Annotated in this window: 15 protein-coding genes and 1 pseudogene; 10 read left to right on the top strand and 6 right to left on the bottom strand. The window is 62.7% G+C overall.

The features are described 5' to 3' along the window. Positions 1-11 precede the first annotated feature (11 nt). From xdhB to guaD, 3 genes are all read left to right on the top strand, one after another. Positions 12-2,381, top strand: a complete 2,370-nt coding sequence (xdhB, locus tag RC54_RS17305) for a xanthine dehydrogenase molybdopterin binding subunit (protein WP_058896259.1) — start codon at positions 12-14, stop codon at positions 2,379-2,381. Between the two features lie 21 nt (positions 2,382-2,402). Next, positions 2,403-3,491: a xanthine dehydrogenase accessory protein XdhC gene (xdhC, locus tag RC54_RS17310; RefSeq protein WP_061790187.1), complete on the top strand. Its 1,089-nt coding sequence runs from the start codon at positions 2,403-2,405 to the stop codon at positions 3,489-3,491. Positions 3,492-3,677: 186 nt separating this feature from the next. Further along, the gene (gene guaD, locus RC54_RS17315) at positions 3,678-4,976 is read left to right on the top strand and encodes a guanine deaminase (protein WP_061790186.1); all 1,299 of its coding nucleotides are present in this window, start codon (positions 3,678-3,680) and stop codon (positions 4,974-4,976) included. A gap of 249 nt (positions 4,977-5,225) precedes the next feature. Here the strand turns inward: guaD and RC54_RS17320 are convergent, their stop codons facing one another. After that, entirely contained in the window at positions 5,226-5,828 is a 603-nt protein-coding gene (locus tag RC54_RS17320) for a TetR/AcrR family transcriptional regulator (RefSeq protein WP_058897610.1), read from the bottom strand. A gap of 244 nt (positions 5,829-6,072) precedes the next feature. On the opposite strand from RC54_RS17320, the gene RC54_RS17325 reads away from it, so the two are divergent. Genes RC54_RS17325 through RC54_RS17335 form a run of 3 tightly spaced genes read left to right on the top strand, consistent with a single transcriptional unit; the run spans position 6,073 to position 10,463 of the window. Next, positions 6,073-7,620: an efflux transporter outer membrane subunit gene (locus tag RC54_RS17325; RefSeq protein ID WP_373281454.1), complete on the top strand. Its 1,548-nt coding sequence runs from the start codon at positions 6,073-6,075 to the stop codon at positions 7,618-7,620. Between the two features lie 5 nt (positions 7,621-7,625). Then, on the top strand, positions 7,626-8,861 hold the full coding sequence (locus RC54_RS17330; RefSeq protein WP_174526133.1) for an HlyD family secretion protein: 1,236 nt from the start codon (positions 7,626-7,628) through the stop codon (positions 8,859-8,861). A 30-nt stretch (positions 8,862-8,891) separates the two neighbouring features. Continuing rightward, on the top strand, positions 8,892-10,463 hold the full coding sequence (locus RC54_RS17335; protein WP_174526132.1) for a DHA2 family efflux MFS transporter permease subunit: 1,572 nt from the start codon (positions 8,892-8,894) through the stop codon (positions 10,461-10,463). Positions 10,464-10,577: 114 nt separating this feature from the next. On the opposite strand, the pseudogene RC54_RS17340 reads toward RC54_RS17335, so the two are convergent. Together RC54_RS17340 and RC54_RS17345 are read right to left on the bottom strand one after the other, a co-directional pair. Further along, positions 10,578-10,931, bottom strand: a pseudogene (locus tag RC54_RS17340) (transposase); the annotation flags it as partial. Next, positions 10,891-11,370, bottom strand: a complete 480-nt coding sequence (locus RC54_RS17345; RefSeq protein WP_061790183.1) for an Arm DNA-binding domain-containing protein — start codon at positions 11,368-11,370, stop codon at positions 10,891-10,893. The gene RC54_RS17345 and the pseudogene RC54_RS17340, both read right to left, overlap by 41 nt. A 240-nt stretch (positions 11,371-11,610) precedes the next feature. Between RC54_RS17345 and mutS the strand changes: the two genes are divergently transcribed. Both mutS and RC54_RS17355 read left to right on the top strand, forming a co-directional pair. Beyond that, positions 11,611-14,268 (top strand): DNA mismatch repair protein MutS, encoded by a 2,658-nt coding sequence (mutS, locus tag RC54_RS17350; RefSeq protein ID WP_164471221.1) that lies wholly within the window; start codon positions 11,611-11,613, stop codon positions 14,266-14,268. Between the two features lie 36 nt (positions 14,269-14,304). Beyond that, positions 14,305-15,246 (top strand): hypothetical protein, encoded by a 942-nt coding sequence (locus RC54_RS17355; RefSeq protein ID WP_058896265.1) that lies wholly within the window; start codon positions 14,305-14,307, stop codon positions 15,244-15,246. Positions 15,247-15,374: 128 nt separating this feature from the next. Here the strand turns inward: RC54_RS17355 and RC54_RS17360 are convergent, their stop codons facing one another. Continuing rightward, a complete protein-coding gene (locus RC54_RS17360; protein WP_058896266.1) occupies positions 15,375-15,917 on the bottom strand; it encodes an FKBP-type peptidyl-prolyl cis-trans isomerase in 543 nt (180 codons plus the stop codon). A 223-nt stretch (positions 15,918-16,140) separates the two neighbouring features. Between RC54_RS17360 and RC54_RS17365 the strand changes: the two genes are divergently transcribed. Beyond that, positions 16,141-17,268: a JmjC domain-containing protein gene (locus RC54_RS17365; protein ID WP_341867330.1), complete on the top strand. Its 1,128-nt coding sequence runs from the start codon at positions 16,141-16,143 to the stop codon at positions 17,266-17,268. Between the two features lie 323 nt (positions 17,269-17,591). Next, positions 17,592-17,864 (top strand): hypothetical protein, encoded by a 273-nt coding sequence (locus RC54_RS17370; protein WP_058896268.1) that lies wholly within the window; start codon positions 17,592-17,594, stop codon positions 17,862-17,864. Between the two features lie 362 nt (positions 17,865-18,226). Here RC54_RS17370 and RC54_RS17375 read toward each other — a convergent pair whose 3' ends face one another. Together RC54_RS17375 and bamC are read right to left on the bottom strand one after the other, a co-directional pair. Continuing rightward, positions 18,227-19,012, bottom strand: a complete 786-nt coding sequence (locus RC54_RS17375; RefSeq protein WP_058896269.1) for an MBL fold metallo-hydrolase — start codon at positions 19,010-19,012, stop codon at positions 18,227-18,229. An 18-nt stretch (positions 19,013-19,030) separates the two neighbouring features. Beyond that, on the bottom strand, positions 19,031-20,212 hold the full coding sequence (gene bamC, locus RC54_RS17380) for an outer membrane protein assembly factor BamC (protein ID WP_058896270.1): 1,182 nt from the start codon (positions 20,210-20,212) through the stop codon (positions 19,031-19,033). Positions 20,213-20,240: the final 28 nt, after the last annotated feature.

The raw sequence follows: 20,240 nt of genomic DNA on the forward strand, positions 1-20,240 counted from the left end.
AGGAGAAGCGCATGAACAAGCAAAGCGAACAATTCCTTCATACCCTGGTGCCGCCGCCGGCCGACTGGGCCACCGTGGGCAAGCCCCATCCGCATGAATCGGCACGCTTGCACGTCACGGGTGAAGCCACCTACACGGACGACATCGTCGAGCTGCAAGGCACGCTCCATGCGGCCCTGGGCCTGTCGCAGAAAGCCCATGCCCGGCTGCGCGCCATCGACCTGGACAAGGTCAAGACAGCCCCGGGCGTGGTGGCCGTCTTGACTGCCCAAGACATCCCCGGTGACAACCAATGCGGCGCCATCATCCATGACGATCCGGTGCTGGCCGACGAGCTGGTGCAATACGTGGGCCAACCCATCTTCATCGTGGTGGCCGACAGCCACGACCGCGCCCGTCGCGCGGCGCGTCTGGCCGTGATCGACTACGAAGAACTGCCACCCATCCTCACCCCGCGGGCCGCCCATGCCGCGCAATCCTACGTACTGCCGCCGATGCACCTGAGCCGCGGCGAACCGGCCGTGGCCCTGGCGCTGGCGCCGCACAAGCTGCGCGGGCAATTCGATGTGGGCGGGCAGGAGCAGTTCTACCTGGAAGGGCAGATTTCCTATGCCATTCCCAAGGAGGGGCGCTCCATGCATGTGTATTGCTCGACCCAGCACCCCAGCGAGATGCAGCACCACATCGCCACCGTCCTGCAACTGGCTGCGCACGACGTGCTGGTGGAATGCCGGCGCATGGGCGGCGGCTTCGGCGGCAAGGAATCGCAATCGGCCCTGTGGGCTTGCGCAGCAGCCGTGGCAGCCGCGCACCTGCGCCGTCCGGTCAAGCTGCGCGCCGACCGCGACGACGACATGATGGTCACCGGCAAGCGCCACTGCTTTGCCTATGACTACGAGATCGGCTACGACGACGATGGCCGCATCGTCGCCGCCAAGATCGATATGATCTCGCGCGCCGGTTTCTCGGCCGACCTGTCCGGGCCGGTGGCCACGCGCGCGGTCTGCCACTTCGACAATGCCTACTATCTCTCGGACGTGGAAATCCACGCCATGTGCGGCAAGACCCACACCCAGTCCAATACCGCCTTCCGCGGCTTCGGCGGACCGCAGGGGGCGCTGGCCATCGAGTACATCATCGATGAGATCGCCCGCAATCTCGGACGCGATCCGCTGGAGATCCGCCGCAATAACTTCTACGGTCCCAGCGAGGAAGAAGGACCGCTGGCACGCAACGTTACCCACTACGGTCAGAAGGTGGAAGACAACGTCATCCATGGCCTGGTGGACCAACTCGAACAGAGCAGCCGCTACCAGGAACGGCGCGGCGAGATCGCCCGCTTCAATGCCGCCAATACGGTGTTGAAGAAAGGCCTGGCGCTCACTCCGGTGAAGTTCGGCATTTCCTTCAACGTGCCGCACCTGAACCAGGCCGGCGCGCTGGTGCATGTCTATACCGATGGTTCGGTGCTGGTCAATCACGGTGGCACCGAGATGGGACAAGGCTTGAACACCAAGGTGGCGCAGGTGGTGGCCCACGCCCTGGGCGTACCGCTGGAAAAGGTGCGCTGCAGCGCCACCGACACCAGCAAGGTCGCCAACACCTCGGCCACCGCTGCCTCCACCGGCAGCGACCTCAACGGCAAGGCGGCGCAGGATGCGGCCCTGCAGATCCGTGCGCGCCTGGCCGAGGTGGCGGCCCGGCATTTCAAGGTGGAGAGCTCGGCGCTGCGCTTTGCCGATGGCCTGGTGATAGCCGGTGAACAGTCGCTGCCCTTTGTCGAACTGGTGATGCAGGCTTACCTGCAACGCGTGCAGTTGTGGTCCGATGGTTTCTATTCCACGCCCAAGGTGCATTGGGATGCCAAGCGTATGTACGGCCATCCCTTCTTCTATTACGCCTATGCGGCGGCGGTGTCCGAAGTGGTGATCGACACCCTGACCGGTGAATGGAAGTTGCTGCAGGCCGACCTGCTGTATGACGCTGGTGAAAGCCTGAACCCGGCGCTGGACATCGGCCAGGTCGAAGGCGGGTTCATCCAGGGCATGGGCTGGCTGACCACCGAGGAACTGTGGTGGAGCCAGGATGGCAAGCTGATGACGCACGCCCCCTCGACCTACAAGATCCCGGCCATCTCGGATTGCCCGGCAGCCTTGCGCACCGAGCTGTATGCCAACAGCAATGTGTCCGACACCATCCACCGTTCCAAGGCGGTAGGCGAGCCGCCGTTGCTGCTGCCGTTCTCGGTGTTCCTGGCCATTCGCGATGCGGTCTCGGCGGTGGGCCAACATCGCGTGAACCCGCCGTTGCGCGCCCCGGCCACCAGTGAAGCCATTCTCGACGCGGTCGATGCCGTGCGCGCGGCCACCGCGATCCAGTAAGACCGCCACCGGAGAACGATCATGACGACATGGTTAAGCGCCCTGCGCCGGATGCAGCAAGAGGCCATCCCCGCGGTGCTGGTGACGGTGGCGCAGATCCAGGGTTCGACCCCGCGCGAACCCGGCGCTCGCATGGTCTATAGTGCCGATCAGCAGTTCGATACCATCGGCGGCGGCCATCTGGAATGGCGCGCGGCGCAGATTGCACGCGCCATGCTGCAAACCGATGCCGCCTCACTGCCCGGACAGCGCCGGCTGGAGCGCATCGCGCTCGGCCCTAGCTTGGGCCAGTGCTGCGGCGGCGTGGTGGTGCTCTGCTTCGAGCGCATCGGTGCGGATGAAGAAGCTCTGCGCACATGGCAGGTGCTGGAACAATCGTGGTGCCGTGGCAATGACCTGTGGCGGGCTGTGCCGCTGGACCAGATCCATGCACAACAACTCCATGCAATCGATGGCCGCAACTGCCAGCCCGATGTGCCTGACCATGGCCTGCCGCCGATGGATCTGCGTGATGTGCGCCAGACCCACCTGCTGCGTGACCGTCACGGCCATCGCTGGCTGCTCGACCTGTGCCGGGCGCACCAGCCGCAGGTGGTGCTGTTCGGCGCCGGCCATGTGGGCGCGGCCATCGTCAAGGTCTTGTCCACCCTGCCCTGCCGCGTGCTGTGGGTGGATGAGCGGGAAGACATGTTCCCGCCCGATCTGCCCGCGCAGATCCGCATCGAAGCCACCGACGTGCCCAATGCCGCCGTCGACATGGCCGAGCCCGGCGCGTATTATCTCGTGATGACCCACAGCCACGCCCTCGACCAGCAATTGACCGAACGCATCCTCAAGCGCCAGGACATCGCCTGGTTCGGCCTGATCGGCTCCATCACCAAGCGCAAGCAGTTCGAACATCGCCTGGCCGCACGCGGCTTTGGCGCCGCCGAACTGGAACGCATCACCTGCCCCATCGGCATCCCCGGCATCTACGGCAAGGAACCGGCCAGCATCGCCATCGCGGTGGTGGCGCAACTGATGCAGTTGTGGGAGCTGCGCCTGAGCCATCCCCCATCCAAGGCATTGTCATTACCTATGGCCACACACGCTCTGGACGGCAGAGGCTGAAGGAACACCCTGCCGTCACCCTCTGGCAATCCTGTTAACACGCTGTCCAGGCGGATACGGATTGCCCTTCGATTCCACCCGCCCCCTTACGGAAAGCACGGTCACGACAGTGCCTTCCAGTATGATGACCATTGAATCGACGGCCTGTGCAGTACGCGCCAGGCCTGCCCGCCTTGAGGAAACGCCATGAGCACACCGCTGCAAGCCTACCGCGCCAGCCTGCTGTATTTCACCAACGATCCCGCCTTCGACGAACACGCCACGCAATGGCACAGCGATGGCCTCCTGCTGGTGCAAGACGGCAAGGTCCAGGCCGCTGGCGACTATGCCCAACTGTCGGCCCGCCTGCCGGCCGGCACCGCCATCGACGACCTGCGCGGCAAGATCATTTGCCCCGGCTTCATCGACACCCACGTCCATTATCCGCAGACCGACATCATCGGTTCACCCGCACCGGGCCTGCTGCCCTGGCTGGACAACTACACCTTCCCCGCCGAGCGCCGCTTCCAGCAGCCGCAACACGCAGCCGAAGTGGCCGACTTCTTCCTGGCCGAACTGCTGCGCAACGGCACCACCAGCGCAGCGGTCTATTGCACCGTGCATCCGCAGTCGGTGGATGCCTTCTTCAATGCCAGTCATGCGCGCAACCTGCGCATGGTGGCCGGCAAGTGCCTGATGGATCGCAATGCACCGGATTTCCTGTGCGATACCGCCGAATCGGGCCTGCGCGAGAGTGAAGCACTGATCGGCCGCTGGCACAACAAGGGACGCCAGCATTACGCCATCACCGTGCGGTTTGCGCCGACCTCCACGCCTGAGCAGATGAAGCTGGCCGGTGAATTGGCGGCGCAATACCCGGACACCTACATCCAGACCCACGTGGCCGAAAATACCGATGAAGTGCAATGGGTCAAGGAGCTGTACCCGGATGCGCGCAGCTACCTGGATGTGTATGACGGCTATGGCCTGATGCGCCAGCGGGCGCTGTATGCCCACTGCATCTGGCTGGACGACCAGGACCGCGCGCGCATGGCGGCCACCCAATCGGCAGCCACCCTGTGCCCGACCTCCAACCTGTTCCTGGGCAGCGGCCTGTTCGATTTCGCCCGCGCCGATGCGGCCCGGGTACCGCTGTCATTGGCCACCGACGTAGGAGGCGGCACCAGTTTTTCGATGCTGCAGACCATGAACGAGCTCTACAAGGTGGCGCGCATGGGCGGCACCTACCTGCCGGCGCAACGCATGTTCTACCTGGCCACGCTGGGCGGCGCCCGTGCCTTGCAACTGGAGGGAACCATCGGCAGCTTCACCCCCGGCTGCGAAGCCGACTTCATCGTCCTCGATCCCCAGGCTACGCCCTTGCTGGCGCGCCGCAGCGCCACCACCGACAGCCTCGAAGAACAATTGTTCGCCTTGGCCATCCTGGGCGATGACCGGGCCGTCGCTGCGACTTATGCGGCGGGGGTGAAGGTCCACCAGCGGTGAATAGGGCCTGTTCCCATTCAATCTGCGAGATGCGTTGCCTGCCGTTGTTGCAGCTCCTTGCCGTAGCACCACTACGCCGCGTCGCCGCGCCTAGGCAGACAACGCTTGGCGACCTCTCGCACTCGCAGATTGAATGGGAACAGGCCCTAGTTCATATCCCCGCTTTAAGGGCACCAGCCGGGCTTGCCATTGCGGTGGGCCCGGTTTTTTTGCGCCTGTCCTCAGATGCATTCAATCTCTGAACCACCCTCACCGCGGCTGATACAGATACACAAACGCCTCCACCGCCCGCCGCGCCGAGGCCTGCAACTGCGCCGGCGCAATCTCGGTGACCACATTGAGCATCCGCATTTCCATCCATTCCGCTTCCACCAGGCCGCGGAACTGCATGGCCGCAATCCACGCGTCGCCCGGGTGCAGCTTGCCTTCGTCCATCTTGACCTTGAGGAACTCGGCAATGCGCGTCCAGCCCCGCTTGGGGCCGCGCTCATACAGCATGGGGCCGAGCTCGGACTTGCCGGCGTAATAGGAACCGAGCCGCTTGACCGCAATCACCTCGGGTCGGAATACCACCGCCAAATAATGATCGGCCAGACGCAATAAACCGCTGCGTACATCGTCTTCATTGCGCAAGGCCATGAAAAGCTCTTCGAACTGGCAGCCCACCTGCTTGATCATCACCTCCACGAAGATTTCTTCCTTGGAACTGAAATAGTTGTACAGCGTGGCCTTGGAGCCGCCGACACGGGCCGAGATTTCCGCCATGGAGGCGCCTTCGAAACCGATTTCATTGAATACCTCGGCGGCAATGTCGATCATCGCCTGCCGCCGTTCTTCACTTTTCTTGCGCATGAATTTTCCTGTGATGCCGGCCGTGGTCGCGGCCAATCCCGAATTATAGGCGGAGATACCGCCCAAAGCCGCCATATTCAACTCAAATGCCAGGCAAAAATCGCTGTTGCGGCATTGCCGCATAAAAACGAGTAATTTGTCGCAATGAGCCTTGACGTTTTCCGATACTGAATACTATACTGAACTGTACAGTTTTAAAACCACAGATTTCCTGATTCATTCGTTCACCCCACTTTCCACGAACATGAATAACACCTCATCTCCCCAAGACCCGGCCGCGCCCCTGGCGCAGAAGCGCGGCCGGCCCTGGCGGCAAACGGCGTCGGCCTCGGCGGCCGTGCTGGCGGCAGCGCTCATGGCGGGCTGTGCTTCCTTTACCGATCTGGGCCCGCGTGCCGAACCCAAGTCCATCGATCACTACCAGAGCAACCAGAGCCTGGCCGCCAGCGCGCTCCAAGCGACCTGGCCCAGCGATCAATGGTGGACGGTCTATGGCGATGCGCAACTGAACAGTCTCATCGATGAAGCCCTGCAAAGCGCACCCTCCATGGCAGTGGCCAAGGCGCGCCTGATGAAGGCTGAGGGCGCGGCCCAGCAGCAAGGTGCAGCACTGCTCCCGGAAGTGAGCGGCAATGCCTCGCTGGACCACATGAAGCAGTCCTACAACAACGGCTTCCCGCCTGCGCTGGTGCCGCACGGCTACAACAACGAAACCCGCACCAGCCTGGATTTCAGCTATGAAATCGACTTCTGGGGCAAGAACCGCGCAGCCTTGGCTGCGGCCACCTCGGAACTGGAAGCCAGCCGTGCCGATGCCGCCCAAGCGCGCATCACCCTGGCCACCTCGATTGCCTCGGCCTATGCCGAACTGGCCCAGTTGTATGCCCAGCGCGATACCAATGAAGCGGCCTTGAAGGTGCGAGTGGAAACCCTGGACCTGTTCAAGCAGCGCTTTGCCAATGGCCTGGAGACGCGCGGCTCGGTGATGCAGATGGAGGCCCGGCGCGCCATCGCCCAGGCCGACCTCAAGGCCACCGACGAATCCATCGCCCTGCAACGCAACAAGCTGGCCGCGCTGGCCGGTGCCGGCCCGGATCGCGGCCTGCAACTGGCGCGACCCCAGATCGACCTGTCCAAACCCTTCGGCCTGCCGCAGCAACTGCCGGTGGAACTGCTGGGCCGCCGGCCCGATATCGTGGCTGCCCGTCTGCGCGCTGAAGCGGCGGGCAAACAGATCAAGGTGGCGCGGGCGGCGTTCTACCCCAACGTCAACTTGTCGGCCTATATCGGTTTCCAATCGCTGGGCCTGAGCATGCTGACCCGCAGCGGCTCCGACATCGGCAGCGTCGGCCCGGCCATCTCGCTACCCATCTTCAATGGCGGCCGTCTGCGCGGACAGTTCCGCTCGGCCAGCGCCAGCTATGACGAAGCCGTGGCCAACTATGACCAGGCCGTGACCCAGGCCCTGCAGGACGTGGCCGACGTGGGTGTGAGCGAGAAAGCCCTGACTGGCCGCCTGGCCGATGTAAAAGCTGCGGCCGATGCCGCCGACGAGGCTTATCGCATTGTCAGCAACCGCTACAACGGTGGCCTGGCCAATTACCTCGACGTGCTCAATGCGCAGGACACCCTCATCAGCAACCTGCGCCAACTCTCCGATCTGCGCTCGCGCATGTTCACTCTGGATGTCGCGCTGGTGCGTGCCCTGGGTGGCGGCTACCGTGCCGCCGACAACAGCAAGAGCCAAGACAGCGCCCACGCGCTCCACACCGAACCGCAAGCGAAAGGTTGATCATCATGTCCCATAGCGATTCCCAAGCCGCCCACACCCTGGCCGAAGAGGCCAAGCAGCGCAACGAAGCCGCCGAGCGCGCCGCCAACACGCAAAAGCGCAAGAAGCTCTTTGCCATCTTCGGCGGCGTGGTCGCCATCGTCGCCGTCGGTTACGGCGCCTACTGGTACCTGATCGGCTCGCGCTACGTCGAGACCGACAATGCCTATACCGGCACCGAAGTGGCCACCGTCACCCCGGCCATCAATGGCATCGTGGCCGCCGTCGATGTGGTCGATACCCAGGCCGTCAAGAAGGGCGACGTGCTGGTGCGCATCGATGACGCCGACGCCAAGCTGGCCGTGGACCAGGCCGCCGCCGACCTGGACCGCACCGAGCGTAAGGTCCGGGGTTACTTCGCCAACGATGCCGGCCTGGCAGCCCAGGTGCTGGCCCGTGAAGCAGACCAGAAGCGCGCCAGCGCCCAGCTGCTGTCGGCCCAGGCCGATCTGCAGCGCGCCCAGATCGACCTGCAGCGCCGCGAAGCGCTGGCCAAGTCGGGTTCGGTCTCCGGTGAAGAACTGACCAATGCCCGCACTGCCCTGCTGACCGCGCAGGCCAACCTGAAGGCGGCCGAAGCGGCAGAAGTGCAGTCCCGTGCCAATATCAAGGCCACCCAGGGCGCGCAGAAGGCCAGCACCGTGTTGACCGCCGACACCACTGTCGAGGACAACCCGGAAGTGGTCCTGGCCCGTGCCAAGCTGGATCAGGCCAAGCTGGACCTGGAGCGCACCGTGCTGCGCTCGCCGGTCGATGGCGTCATCGCACGGCGCCAGGTGCAGGTCGGCCAGCGCGTGCAGAGCGGCGCCAGCCTGCTGTCGGTGGTGCCGATGCAACAGATGCACGTGGATGCCAACTTCAAGGAAGGCCAGTTGACCAAGGTGCGCATCGGGCAGCCGGTGACGATGACCTCCGACCTCTATGGCGGCTCGGTGGAGTACCACGGCGTGGTCACGGGCCTGTCGGGCGGCACCGGTTCGGCCTTTGCGGTGATCCCGGCGCAGAATGCCACCGGCAATTGGATCAAGGTGGTGCAGCGCCTGCCAGTGCGCATCTCGCTGGACCCCAAGGAACTGGCCCAACACCCGCTGTCGGTGGGCCTGTCGATGGTGGTGGAAATCGATACCCGCGGCCAGATCCAGGCCGGTAACGTGCAGGCCAAGTCGGCCCAGAACACCGATACCAAGGCTGCCGCGCTGTAAGCCGGCGACCACGACTGAGAGAACTTCATCATGTCATCCACATTGAGCGCAGAGGCCGGCGATCTGCCAGCCCCGCAGCCTGGTCCTCTGGAGGCGCCGCTGAGCGGCGGCCAGCTGGTGGGCGCCGGCATCCTGCTGGCGGCGGCCAACTTCATCGCGGTGCTCGATACCACCATCGCCAACGTCTCGGTATCGACCATTTCCGGGGCGCTGGGCGCCTCCACCAGCCAAGGCACCTACGTCATCACCTCCTATGCGGTGGCCGAGGCCATCACGGTGCCGCTGACCGGCTGGCTGGCCAATCGCTTCGGCACGGTGCGCGTGTTCATCCTGTCAATGATCATGTTCGGGCTGTTCTCGGCGCTGTGCGGCCTGGCCAATTCGCTGGGCATGTTGATCGCCTTCCGGGTCATGCAGGGCTTAGCCGGTGGTCCACTCATGCCGCTCTCGCAGACCCTGCTGCTGCGCATCTTCCCCAAGGAAAAGGCGCCGGCTGCCGTGGGCCTGTGGGCCATGACCACGCTGGTGGCGCCGATTGCCGGCCCGATCCTGGGCGGGGTGCTGTGCGACCAGTACAGCTGGCCCTACATCTTCTGGATCAACGTGCCGGTGGCGCTGATCTGCGGCTATCTCGGCTGGCGTATGCTCAAGCGCTTCGAAACCAAGACCAGCAAGCTGCCCATCGACCGCATCGGGCTGATCCTGATGGTGGTGTGGGTAGCGGCGCTGCAACTGATGCTGGACGAAGGCAAGGAAAAGGATTGGTTCGCCTCCACCGAGATCGTGCTGCTGGCCATCACGGCGGTGGTGTTCTTCATCGCCTTCCTGATCTGGGAGCTGACCGAGCACAATCCCATCGTCGACCTGCGGGTATTCCGCCATCGCGGCTTCACTGCCAGCGTCACCACCATCTGCCTGGCCTTCGGCGCCTTCTTCGGCTCGGTGGTATTGACCCCGCTCTGGCTGCAGGGCTACATGGGTTATACCGCCACCTGGTCGGGCTGCATCTCGGCGCTGACCGGCATCCTGGCGGTGATGACCGCGCCGCTGGTGGCCAAGATGTCGGCCACCATCGATGCGCGCAAGCTGGTGTGCTTCGGCGTGACCTGGCTGGGCTTGATCACCTTCGTGCGGGCCTTCAACACCACCGATATGTCGTTCTTCCAGATCGGCTGGCCCTTGTTCCTGCAGGGCATCGGTTTGCCGCTGTTCTTCGTGCCACTGACTAGCCTGGCGCTGTCCAGCGTGAACGAAGAAGAGACCGCCTCGGCAGCTGGCCTGATGAGCTTTTGCCGCACCATGTCAGGTGCCATTGCCACCTCCATCGTCAATACCAGTTGGGAAAACGACGCCACCCACTTCCATGCCGAACTGGCGGGCCTGGTCGATCGCAGCGGCGCGGCGATCCAGAGCATGATGGCCTCCGGCATGAGTCTGGAACAGGCCACTGCGTCACTGGCGCAGACGGTACAGAACCAGGCGGTGATGCTGTCAACCAATCACATCTTCATGATGGCTGCGGTCTCGTTCTCGCTGGCGGCGCTGGCGGTCTGGCTGGCACCCAAGCCGACCCGGGTGGCCGACACCACGGCGGCGCACTGATCCCCTGCTCTCCCCTCCAGTCCGTCTCCCCCTGCGGACTGGGCAGGCGGCCACTTCGGTGGCCGCCTCAGGTTGATGACGAACCCCGTGTTTTCGAACACGGGGTTTTGTTTTTCAGGCGCAGGTAATTTGCAGATGGTCGATGGCGCAGAAGCCAAGCAAGGCGCGCATTTTTCGCTGTAGCCACTTTTGTACGCTGGCAGAGGCGCTCAAACCGTGTAAAAGCGCGCGCAAGCGCGCCACCAACAGGGCAATCTTCTTCATGTTCTGGGCCGCCGCCGCCAACAAGCACTGCTCGGCGACCTTGCGCAATCCCCGCATACGGGCATAACGATGTCCGTGCAATTGCTTGGCGTCGGCGAAGCTGCGTTCTACCGTTTCCTTGCGTCGGGCATAGATGCGCTTGCCCCATTCGGTACGACGCCGATCATCCACCTTCTCCTTGGAACGCTCCCACACATGGCGCGTCTCCGAACTCACCCAGCATCTTTTCGAAGGTTCGCTTAACCTCTTTGTACCCCTTCTCCATTCGGTTCAGTCGGATGTATCCCTCAAGGTAGAACGTACAAACTTCACTGACCGATAGGCTGGCGAGCCTCGCGGACTCCTTCTCCGAGTTGGCCAGCTCTTGAGCCTGCTTGCGCTCATCCCGGCGCTGCACAGCCAGGTCGACGCCAGCATCGCGCTCGACCTTAAGCTCCTCCCAACGTACAATCGCGGCCGCGACCGACATCGCCGGCCACGAACCAATCTTCACCTGACGCATCTTCCCGTCGACCGGGCTTTTGTATCTATAGACCCAGGTTCGGGTAGACTCGGTAGCTTTCAACCTCAGCCCAGGATAATCAGGGACTGTTAAGTGTTGACCAGGCTGCAGCAGCTTTGCGGCCCTCGCGTCAAAATGCATAACCCCTCCGGCGTAACTTTTCACCACACGCGTGATGCGCCGGAATTGTAGCGTAACTTCCCCCTGACGCCAGCCGAAAAAGCTACGCTAAAAGCGAAGTGTATGCTTGGTTTAGCGAGGCTTAACGGGGAAACAATTTACGCCAGATAGAACAGCAAAATCCTTATGAATCAAGCAGTTAAAGAAAACCCCGCATCAAATCAACGGTTTAGCGATGAGGAAGTATCGCGCCATACACCTATGATGCAGCAGTACCTTCGCATCAAGGCCGATCATCCCAACACGCTGGTGTTCTACCGCATGGGCGATTTCTATGAATTGTTCTTCGAGGATGCCGAAAAGGCCTCGCGCCTGATGGGCGTCACGCTCACCCAGCGCGGCTCCTCCAACGGCAACCCGATCAAGATGGCCGGCGTGCCCTTCCATTCGGTGGAGCAATACCTGGCGCGCCTGATCAAGCTGGGCGAATCGGTGGCGATCTGCGAACAGATCGGCGACCCGGCCACCAGCAAAGGCCCGGTGGAGCGCAAGGTGGTGCGGGTGGTCACCCCCGGCACCCTGACCGATTCCGATCTGCTGCCTGAAAAGGCCGAGCGCTGCCTGCTGGCCATGCAGTTGCTGCCGTCGAAATCGCGCAAGCAGATGCAGGTGGGCCTGGCCTGGCTATCCATGGCCAGCGGTGCGCTGAAGATGATGGAATTCACGGTCGAGGCGCATTTGCTGGATGGCCGCGTCAAGCAGGAACTGGAACGCATCTCGGCCGCCGAAGTGCTGGTGGCCGAAGGCCAGTTGGAACAGTGCGAGCCGCTCTTGCCCAATCGCGCCGTCACAGTGCCCGACTGGCATTTCGACCAGCCCAGCGGCGAAAAGGCCCTGCTCGATCAACTGGGCGTGGCCACCCTGCACGGCTTCGGCGCAGATGGCCTGGGCCCGGCCATCTGCGCCGCCGGCGCCCTGCTGCGTTATGCGCAATCGACCCAGGGACGCGGCCTGCAGCACGTGCGCACCCTCACCGTCGAATCCGAAAATGAATTCATCGGCCTGGATGCCGCCACCCGCCGCAACCTGGAACTGACCGAAACCATCCGCGCGCAAGATGCCAACACCCTGGCGCCCACGCTCTTTTCCACGCTGGACCACTGCCGTACCGCCATGGGTTCGCGCCTGCTGCGCCATTGGCTGCATCACGCCCTGCGCGACCAGCAGGTAGCGCGCGCGCGCCACGCCGCCATCAATGCCCTGATGCGCACCGATGCCTGCTCGGGCCTGTCGGCGACTCTTGCAGCGGTGCCCGACATCGAACGCATCACCACCCGCATCGCCCTGCTCTCGGCACGTCCGCGCGACCTGGCGGGCTTGCGTGCCGGCCTGCAGCAACTGGGGTCGCTGCGCGCCTATGTGGAAATGTGCGCGCGTGACGCCGAGGCGCCGCTGCTGGAGCAATTGCACGACGACCTGGCCACGCCGGTGGAATGCCTGGACCTGCTGGAACGCGCCATCATGCTGGAACCCGCCGCCATGGTGCGCGACGGCGGCGTGATCGCACGCGGCTTCGATGCCGAACTGGATGAATTGCGCGGCCTGTCCGAAAACGCCGGCCAGTATCTGCTGGAGCTGGAAGCCCGCGAGCGCGAGCGCACCGGAATTGCCAACCTGCGCGTCGAATACAACAAGGTGCATGGCTTCTACATCGAAGTCACCCACGGCCAGACCGACAAGGTGCCGGAAGACTATCGCCGCCGCCAGACCCTGAAGAACGCCGAGCGCTACATCATCCCCGAGCTGAAGGCCTTCGAAGACAAGGCGCTGTCTGCGCAGGAACGTTCACTGTCACGCGAGAAATTCCTCTACGAACAGTTACTCAATGACATGGGCGTTCATATCGTGCGCCTGCAAGCCATCGCCCATGCCCTGGCCCAGCTCGACACCCTGGTGGCGCTGGCCGATCACGCCGTGCGCAACAACTGGTGCGCGCCGCAACTGGTGGCCGAGCCCTGCATCCAGATCGAGCAAGGCCGTCACCCGGTGGTGGAAAACCAGATCGAGCGCTTCATCGCCAACGATTGCCAGCTCGCAGCAGAACGCAAGCTGCTCTTGATCACCGGCCCCAACATGGGCGGTAAATCGACCTTCATGCGCCAGGTGGCGCTGATCACCCTGCTTGCCTACGTGGGCAGCTTCGTGCCGGCCACCAGCGCCGTGATCGGGCCGATCGACCGCATCTTCACCCGCATCGGCGCCGCCGACGACCTGGCCGGCGGTCGTTCCACCTTCATGGTGGAGATGACCGAATCGGCCTCCATCCTCAACAATGCCACAGAACACTCGCTGGTGCTGATGGATGAGGTGGGGCGCGGCACCTCGACCTTCGACGGCCTGGCGCTGGCCTGGGCGATTGCCAAGCACCTGATCGACGTGACCCGCAGCTTCACCCTCTTTGCCACCCACTACTTCGAACTGACGCAGTTGCCGGACATCCATCCGAGTGCGGCCAACGTGCATCTGTCGGCGGTGGAGCACAAGGACAGCATCGTCTTCCTGCATGCGGTGCAAAGCGGCCCGGCCTCGCAGAGCTATGGCCTGCAGGTGGCGCAACTGGCCGGCGTGCCGGCGCCGGTCATCCGCGCGGCACGCAAGCACCTCTCGGCGCTGGAAAGCCAGTCCATGCAACCCACGCCGCAGTTCGACCTGTTCAGTTCGCCCGCCTTCACCGAACCCGCATCCGAAGATGAAGCTGAAGCACTGGACGATGAACACACTACGCCCGAGGCGGTCCAACCCGATCCGCTGGCGCAGGCACTGCTGCAGTCGCTGGCAGGCATCGACCCCGACGCCCTCACGCCGCGCCAGGCGCTGGAGGCGCTGTACCAGTTGAAGGCCTTGAGCCGGGGCCAGTAAGCCTGACCCGCCCCCCACCCTCCACCGAGAGACGGTATGACCCTCCGCCCGCTCCAACGCATCCTGCTGTGCACCTGGCTCACCTGCGCTGCGACCTTGGCAGCCGGTGCGGCCTGGGGCGGGACGCCGGATTTTTCGTTCGGGGTGATCAACCACGCCAGCGCGGGCGCCAAGGGGGAAGACAGCCTGCGCCAGGCACTGACCGAAACCGATGCCGACAACCTGGCCTTCGTGGTGGTCAATGGCATCAAGTCGCCCTCCGAGGGTTGCGAGGATAGTCTCTACAATGCCCGCCACGAGCTGCTGTCGCAGGCGCAGAACGGCATCTTCATGTCGCTGGCCGGCAGTGACTGGATCACCTGCCGCGACCGTGAAAACCGCTCGGACGCCATCGAACGCCTGGCGCGCATGAGAGATATCTTCTACGCCGGTGAATTCTCGCTGGGCGCCACCCGCCTGCCGCTGCTGCGCCAGTCGCTCACCCCCAAGTTCCGCAGCTATGCCGAAAACACCCGCTGGGAAATCGGCAATGTGCTCTTTGCCACCGTCAACCTGCCGGCCGGTAACAATCACTTCCTGCTCGATGGCGGGCGCAACAATGAATTCGAGGATAGGCTCATCGCCAACCGCAACTGGCTGCAGCACCTGTTCGCCTTTGCCGCCTTGAAAAAGAGCGCGGCCATCGTCTTCTTCAGCGATGGCAATCCCTTCGGCCCGCCGCCCAAGCACTCCTTCTTCCGTACCCAGCGCGACGGCTTTGCCGAAACCCGTAAACTGTTTTCGGAACTGGCCGGCAAGTTCCATGGCCGGGTGCTGGTGGTGCATTCCCAGGGCGGCAAGAACAAGACCCCCGCCCACATCCTGTGGAGCGGCAACCTGGGCAACGTCGGCGTGGGTGAACGCTGGCTCAAGATCGTCATGGATGAGCAATTGCCCCAGCTGTTTGCAGTGGCGGATGCCGATGGAGACCGGCGCTAAGGTGTTTTTTGGCGGCTATATGAAGAAAAACGCCCGCAGATGGCTTCTGCGGGCGTTTTTTCATGCATCGTATGAACAGATCTTACTCATTGCCTGGTTTGCCACCAGGCCGGTGCAGCGATATCGGATCAGTTCAGCGGCTGGCTGCGGAAATGATCGCCGGCTTCGCCTTCATCTTCGTCATCGTGATGATGGTGATGACCATGGGCGCCGTGTACGTGGCCGTGGGCCACTTCTTCTTCGGAGGCGGCGCGCACTTCGGTGACGGCCAGTTCGAAACGCAGGGCGATGCCGGCCAGCGGGTGGTTGCCATCCAGCACGGCCTTGCCGTCGGCCACTTCGGTGACGGTGAAGATAACCGACTCTTCGCTGTCGTCATCGGGCGAGCCTTCGAACTGCATCCCCACTTCCAGCGGCTGCGGCAGGCGCTCGACCGGTTCGATCTTGACCAGCTCGGAATCGTATTCGCCGAAGGCATCTTCCGGCTCGACCTGGATGGTGGTGCTGTAGCCGGTTTCCTTGCCGTCCAGCGCTTCTTCGATCTTGGGCAGGGTGTTGTGGTAGCCACCGTGCAGGTAGACCATCGGCTCGCTGCTTTGCTCGATGAGGTTGTTCTGGGCATCCGACAGCTTGTAGTTGACGGAAACGACGGTATTCTTCGCGATCTTCATCGTAAGGGTCCTTTGTATCGATAGTGGTGCGGGAGCGGCAGGTACTGCGGTCGGTTCGCGCGGGACGCCTGCCACCCGGGTTGGGGCCTAAGAACCATCCCCTTGCCATTCCCGCGCGGCAAGGACTCTTTCTAACGGATTCTCGACTCCGCGATTATACCTGCATCAAACTTGGTGGCTGCCAATGGCTTGCCGCCGCGTCAGCCCGCCTATAATGGCGACCATGAAAAAACTCGATCTGCTCGGCGGCATCACGCCCGCCCAATTCCTGCGTGACTACTGGCACAAGAAGCCGCTGTTGATCCGCAATGCCATCCCCGGTTTTACCGCACCGCTACCGCGCCAGGAGCTGTTCGACCTGGCCCGCCGCGATGAGGTCGAATCGCGCCTCATCACCCATCGCAGCGACGGCTGGGACATGCAGCACGGCCCCTTCAACAAGCTGCCGCCCTTGAAGCAAAAGGCCTGGACCCTGCTGGTGCAAGGCGTGAACCTGCACCACCCGGCCGCCGACGCCCTGCTGCGCCAGTTCCGCTTCGTGCCCGATGCACGCCTGGACGACCTGATGATCAGCTATGCCACCGATGGCGGCGGCGTCGGCCCGCACTTCGATTCCTATGACGTGTTCCTGCTGCAGGCGCATGGCCAGCGCCGCTGGCGCATCAGCGCCCAGGACGACCTGACGCTGGAAGAAGGGGTGCCGCTGAAGATCCTCAGCCACTTCCAAGCGGAACAGGAATTCGTGCTGGAACCGGGCGACATGCTCTACCTGCCACCGCACTACGCCCACGATGGCGTGGCCGTGGGCGAATGCATGACCTATTCCATAGGATTCCGCGCACCGACCTATCAGGAACTGGGCGAATCCTTCCTGGAATTCATGATGGACACCATCGACCTGCCCGGCCGCTATGCCGACCCGGACCTCAAGACCAGCGCCAAGCCGGCCGAGCTGCAACTGGACATGCTCACGCGCATCCGCGAAGAACTCAACAAGATCCGCTTCACCGACGACGACATCACCATCTTTCTCGGCCAACATCTGTCGGAACCAAAACCCAGCGTTTTCTTCGAAGCACCGGCTGAAGAAATGTCCTTTGCTCGCTTTTTCCAGGGGGCCAAGAAACGTGGTCTGGCACTGCATCGCAAGACGCGGATGCTGTATCGCGGCTCGCACGTCTTCATCAATGGCGAATCGTTCCAGGTAGGTCGCGCTGACAAGGTCATCCTGGTCAAGCTGGCAGATCACCGCACACTGGAAAAAACCGACTTCGCGCAGGCGTCGGAAGACCTGCTGGAAGCCCTACACCAGTGGCATGAAAGTGGCTGGCTAGAGATTATTCGAGATTAGTGAAAAATTATCGGGCGACTATCTCGAAATCACTTTAGAAAATCTCGGAAAGTCGCTTGTGACAAGGCCTTCCGGTTGCAGTGAGAGGGATGTAAGTTCTTACAAATTCTTACGAATAAACGCACTGGCGCTGCGATTCTGGAAAAAAATAGCTATAATGATGGGCTGGAAAGTTTTCGTTGTCCGGTGATGTTTCGGCAGTACAAAAGAAGCCAGAACCGAAGCCCGACCGTGAGGTCATACCCCGCGGCGAAAGCCTCCCAGTAGAGCGATAATTACCGGTAATTATTCATCGCACAATTTTTAATATTGAAGGAATATTCATGAAAAAGACTCTGTTGATCGCTTCGTTGTTGGCTATTGCTCTGGCTGCTTGCGGCAAGAAGGAAGACGCTCCGGCACCTGCAGCTGCTCCTGCTGCTGAAGCTCCGGCCGCTGCTGCTCCGGCTGCTGACGCTGCCAAGCCGGCTGACACCGCTGCTCCGGCTGCTGACGCATCCAAGCCGGCCGACGCCGCTGCTCCGGCTGCTGACGCCAAGCCTGCTGAAGCCGCTCCGGCCGCTGACGCAAAGCCGGCTGAAGCCCCGGCCAAGTAATCTTCGGATTATCTCGGAAAAAACCGGTCGCAAGGCCGGTTTTTTTTCGTCCTGCGGTTCTGTTTTTCCCAACGCCTGCCTCTCGTGCTCAAGCCCAACTCTGCGCCAGCGAGTCCCCTCTTTTTGATCCACCTCAAAACCCATCAAAACGCGCCACAAGCGCATCAAATCCCCTGCGGGCAACCTGGGTACTGACAAAGCACTGACATGCCTCCAGCGACCGCTTAAACGATACGAACCTGGGGAGCAGAAGGTGGAAGAGACGAAAAAAACGGATCGCGGACTGCAATCAAAGCGCAACAAATTGTTTCTGCTGCAGCGCACGCCAGGCTGACAGGAACCTGACCTACTCGCATTCCGGCTCAGACATCGAGCCAGCTGAAACCTTCCTCCTGGCAGGCAATGCCGATGTCGCCAAAGGTATGGCCGAGCACGCTTTCGATGGCCGCGCGCGCCAGTTCGGGGGTGTTGTTCTGCTGGCTGAGATGCGCGCCGATGACACGCTTGAGCCGGCTGCGGTCGAGCAGGCGCAGGATCTCGGCGCTGGCATCATTGGCCAGGTGGCCATAGTCACCGCCAATGCGGCGCTTGAGGAAGGCGGGATAAGGCGAGCGCTCCAGCATCTCGCGGTCGTGGTTGCACTCCAGCAGCAAGGCGTCGCAGGCACCCAGCGCCTGCACCAGGTGCGCAGTCGGCTGACCGGCATCGGTCAATACGCCCAGGCGGCGGTCGCCATCGCCGGCCACATACTGGATGGGCTCGCGGGCGTCATGCGGAACGGTATAGGGGGATAGTTCGAGGTCGCCGATGGCGATCTTCTGGCCATCGGCACAGAAGCGCACATCGACATCGCTGGCCTGCTCGGCGACGGCCTGGAAAGTGCCATAACTGAGCCAAACCGGGATGCGATAGCGGCGCGCAAACTTGAAGACGCCACTGACGTGGTCAGAATGTTCATGCGTGACCACGATGGCCGAGACGTCCGACGGGTCCAGGCCCAGACGCAACATGCGTTTTTCGGCTTCACGCAAGGTAAAGCCGCAGTCCAGCATGACGGTCGTCCCGGAAGAGGGACGAGAGTCGCCGGCTGCGGCCGAGATCAGCAGCGCATTGCCTTCGCTGCCGCTGCCGAGGCTCGCGAACTTCATCTGAGCCCCGGATCCTGCTTACTTCAGCTGGTCGTTGAGCAAGCCCAGGATCTTGTCGGAGATACCCGAAGTATCCGGGCCACCCTCGCCGTTCTGCACGACGATGTTACTGCTGTCGGAGCCGGCACCCTTGACCACGATGCGGTACTTGGCGGCCTTCTTGTCCTTGTCCTTGGAGCTGAAGATGCGCGAGAAGAAACCGCTGTCCTTCTTGTCCTTGGCATCCTGGTCCTGGTCCACGTAGCGCACGTAGTAGATGCCCTGGCTGCGGTCGCGGTCTTCCACGGTGAAGCCCACGCGGTCCAGCGCCAGGCCGATACGACGCCATGCGCGGTCGAAGCCTTCATCGACTTGCACACTGGTACCAGTGGCGGTCTTGACCAGGCGCGAACGGGCCTGCAGAGAGGGAGCGTTGGCCACAGCGGCCTTGGCCTTGGTTGCATCTGCGCCCAGGCGCACCATCAGGCGCGACAGGAATTCGGCTTCCAGGCCCGGATCGGAGGGACGCGCAGTCCACACCGAGGTTTCCTTGGCCGAACCGGTCAGCACTTCCTCAGCGCCGCGGTGGCTGATGAAGATCTCGGTGGTGCCGTTGGGGCCGCGCTCCAGGCGAGTGCGGAACTTGTCGCGCTCACCGGTGGAGTACAGCGAGTCGAATACCTTGCCCAAGGTGTTACGGATGAAGTCCTGCGGGATCTTGGCGCGGTTTTCGGCCCAGTCGGTTTCCATCACGCCAGTGTCAGGCGATTCGACGTTGATCAGGAAACCGTTGTCCTGCCAGAAGTCCTTGATCTGCGGCCACAGTTGTTCCGGGGTCTGCTTGACCACCAACCAGCGCTGCGAGCCATCGCGCTCGATACGGATATCCTTGCCCTGGGCATCGGGTGCCACCGAGGTCAGGTCGGTGGTGGGCTTGGTCTGCTGTTCCAGTTGATAACCGGAAGCCGTGGCCACGCCCTTGTTGGCTTCGGGGATGGAGTAACGGTTGTCGCGCTGCAGCTGGGTCAGGTCGGGTGGCACTTCCAGGCGCGGGCCACGGGCCTTTTCGGCGCTCTTGTAATCGATACGGTCGCCTTCGAGCATATTGCCGATGGACGAACATCCCGCCAGTCCGGCCAGCGCCAGTGCGACGACGATGCTGCGTTGGGTAAGGGTGTACGCGGAGCGGGATACCGGACGAACGTTGTTGCGATTAGTCATATCGTTACTATTGAAAGCGGAATCGGAT

Source organism: Herbaspirillum rubrisubalbicans (assembly GCF_003719195.1).
In the GTDB taxonomy this organism is placed as follows: domain Bacteria; phylum Pseudomonadota; class Gammaproteobacteria; order Burkholderiales; family Burkholderiaceae_D; genus Herbaspirillum; species Herbaspirillum rubrisubalbicans.

Excerpts from the sequence above, each read along its gene's own strand:
- guaD (WP_061790186.1), top strand. The coding sequence starts at position 3,678 with ATGAGCACACCGCTGCAAGCCTACCGCGCCAGCCTGCTGTATTTCACC.
- bamC (WP_058896270.1), bottom strand. The coding sequence starts at position 20,212 with ATGACTAATCGCAACAACGTTCGTCCGGTATCCCGCTCCGCGTACACC.
- RC54_RS17370 (WP_058896268.1), top strand. The coding sequence starts at position 17,592 with ATGAAAAAGACTCTGTTGATCGCTTCGTTGTTGGCTATTGCTCTGGCT.
- RC54_RS17325 (WP_373281454.1), top strand. The coding sequence starts at position 6,073 with ATGAATAACACCTCATCTCCCCAAGACCCGGCCGCGCCCCTGGCGCAG.
- RC54_RS17335 (WP_174526132.1), top strand. The coding sequence starts at position 8,892 with ATGTCATCCACATTGAGCGCAGAGGCCGGCGATCTGCCAGCCCCGCAG.
- RC54_RS17345 (WP_061790183.1), bottom strand. The coding sequence starts at position 11,370 with ATGCATTTTGACGCGAGGGCCGCAAAGCTGCTGCAGCCTGGTCAACAC.
- xdhB (WP_058896259.1), top strand. The coding sequence starts at position 12 with ATGAACAAGCAAAGCGAACAATTCCTTCATACCCTGGTGCCGCCGCCG.
- mutS (WP_164471221.1), top strand. The coding sequence starts at position 11,611 with ATGATGCAGCAGTACCTTCGCATCAAGGCCGATCATCCCAACACGCTG.
- RC54_RS17355 (WP_058896265.1), top strand. The coding sequence starts at position 14,305 with ATGACCCTCCGCCCGCTCCAACGCATCCTGCTGTGCACCTGGCTCACC.
- RC54_RS17365 (WP_341867330.1), top strand. The coding sequence starts at position 16,141 with ATGAAAAAACTCGATCTGCTCGGCGGCATCACGCCCGCCCAATTCCTG.
- RC54_RS17360 (WP_058896266.1), bottom strand. The coding sequence starts at position 15,917 with ATGAAGATCGCGAAGAATACCGTCGTTTCCGTCAACTACAAGCTGTCG.
- RC54_RS17375 (WP_058896269.1), bottom strand. The coding sequence starts at position 19,012 with ATGAAGTTCGCGAGCCTCGGCAGCGGCAGCGAAGGCAATGCGCTGCTG.
- xdhC (WP_061790187.1), top strand. The coding sequence starts at position 2,403 with ATGACGACATGGTTAAGCGCCCTGCGCCGGATGCAGCAAGAGGCCATC.
- RC54_RS17320 (WP_058897610.1), bottom strand. The coding sequence starts at position 5,828 with ATGCGCAAGAAAAGTGAAGAACGGCGGCAGGCGATGATCGACATTGCC.
- RC54_RS17330 (WP_174526133.1), top strand. The coding sequence starts at position 7,626 with ATGTCCCATAGCGATTCCCAAGCCGCCCACACCCTGGCCGAAGAGGCC.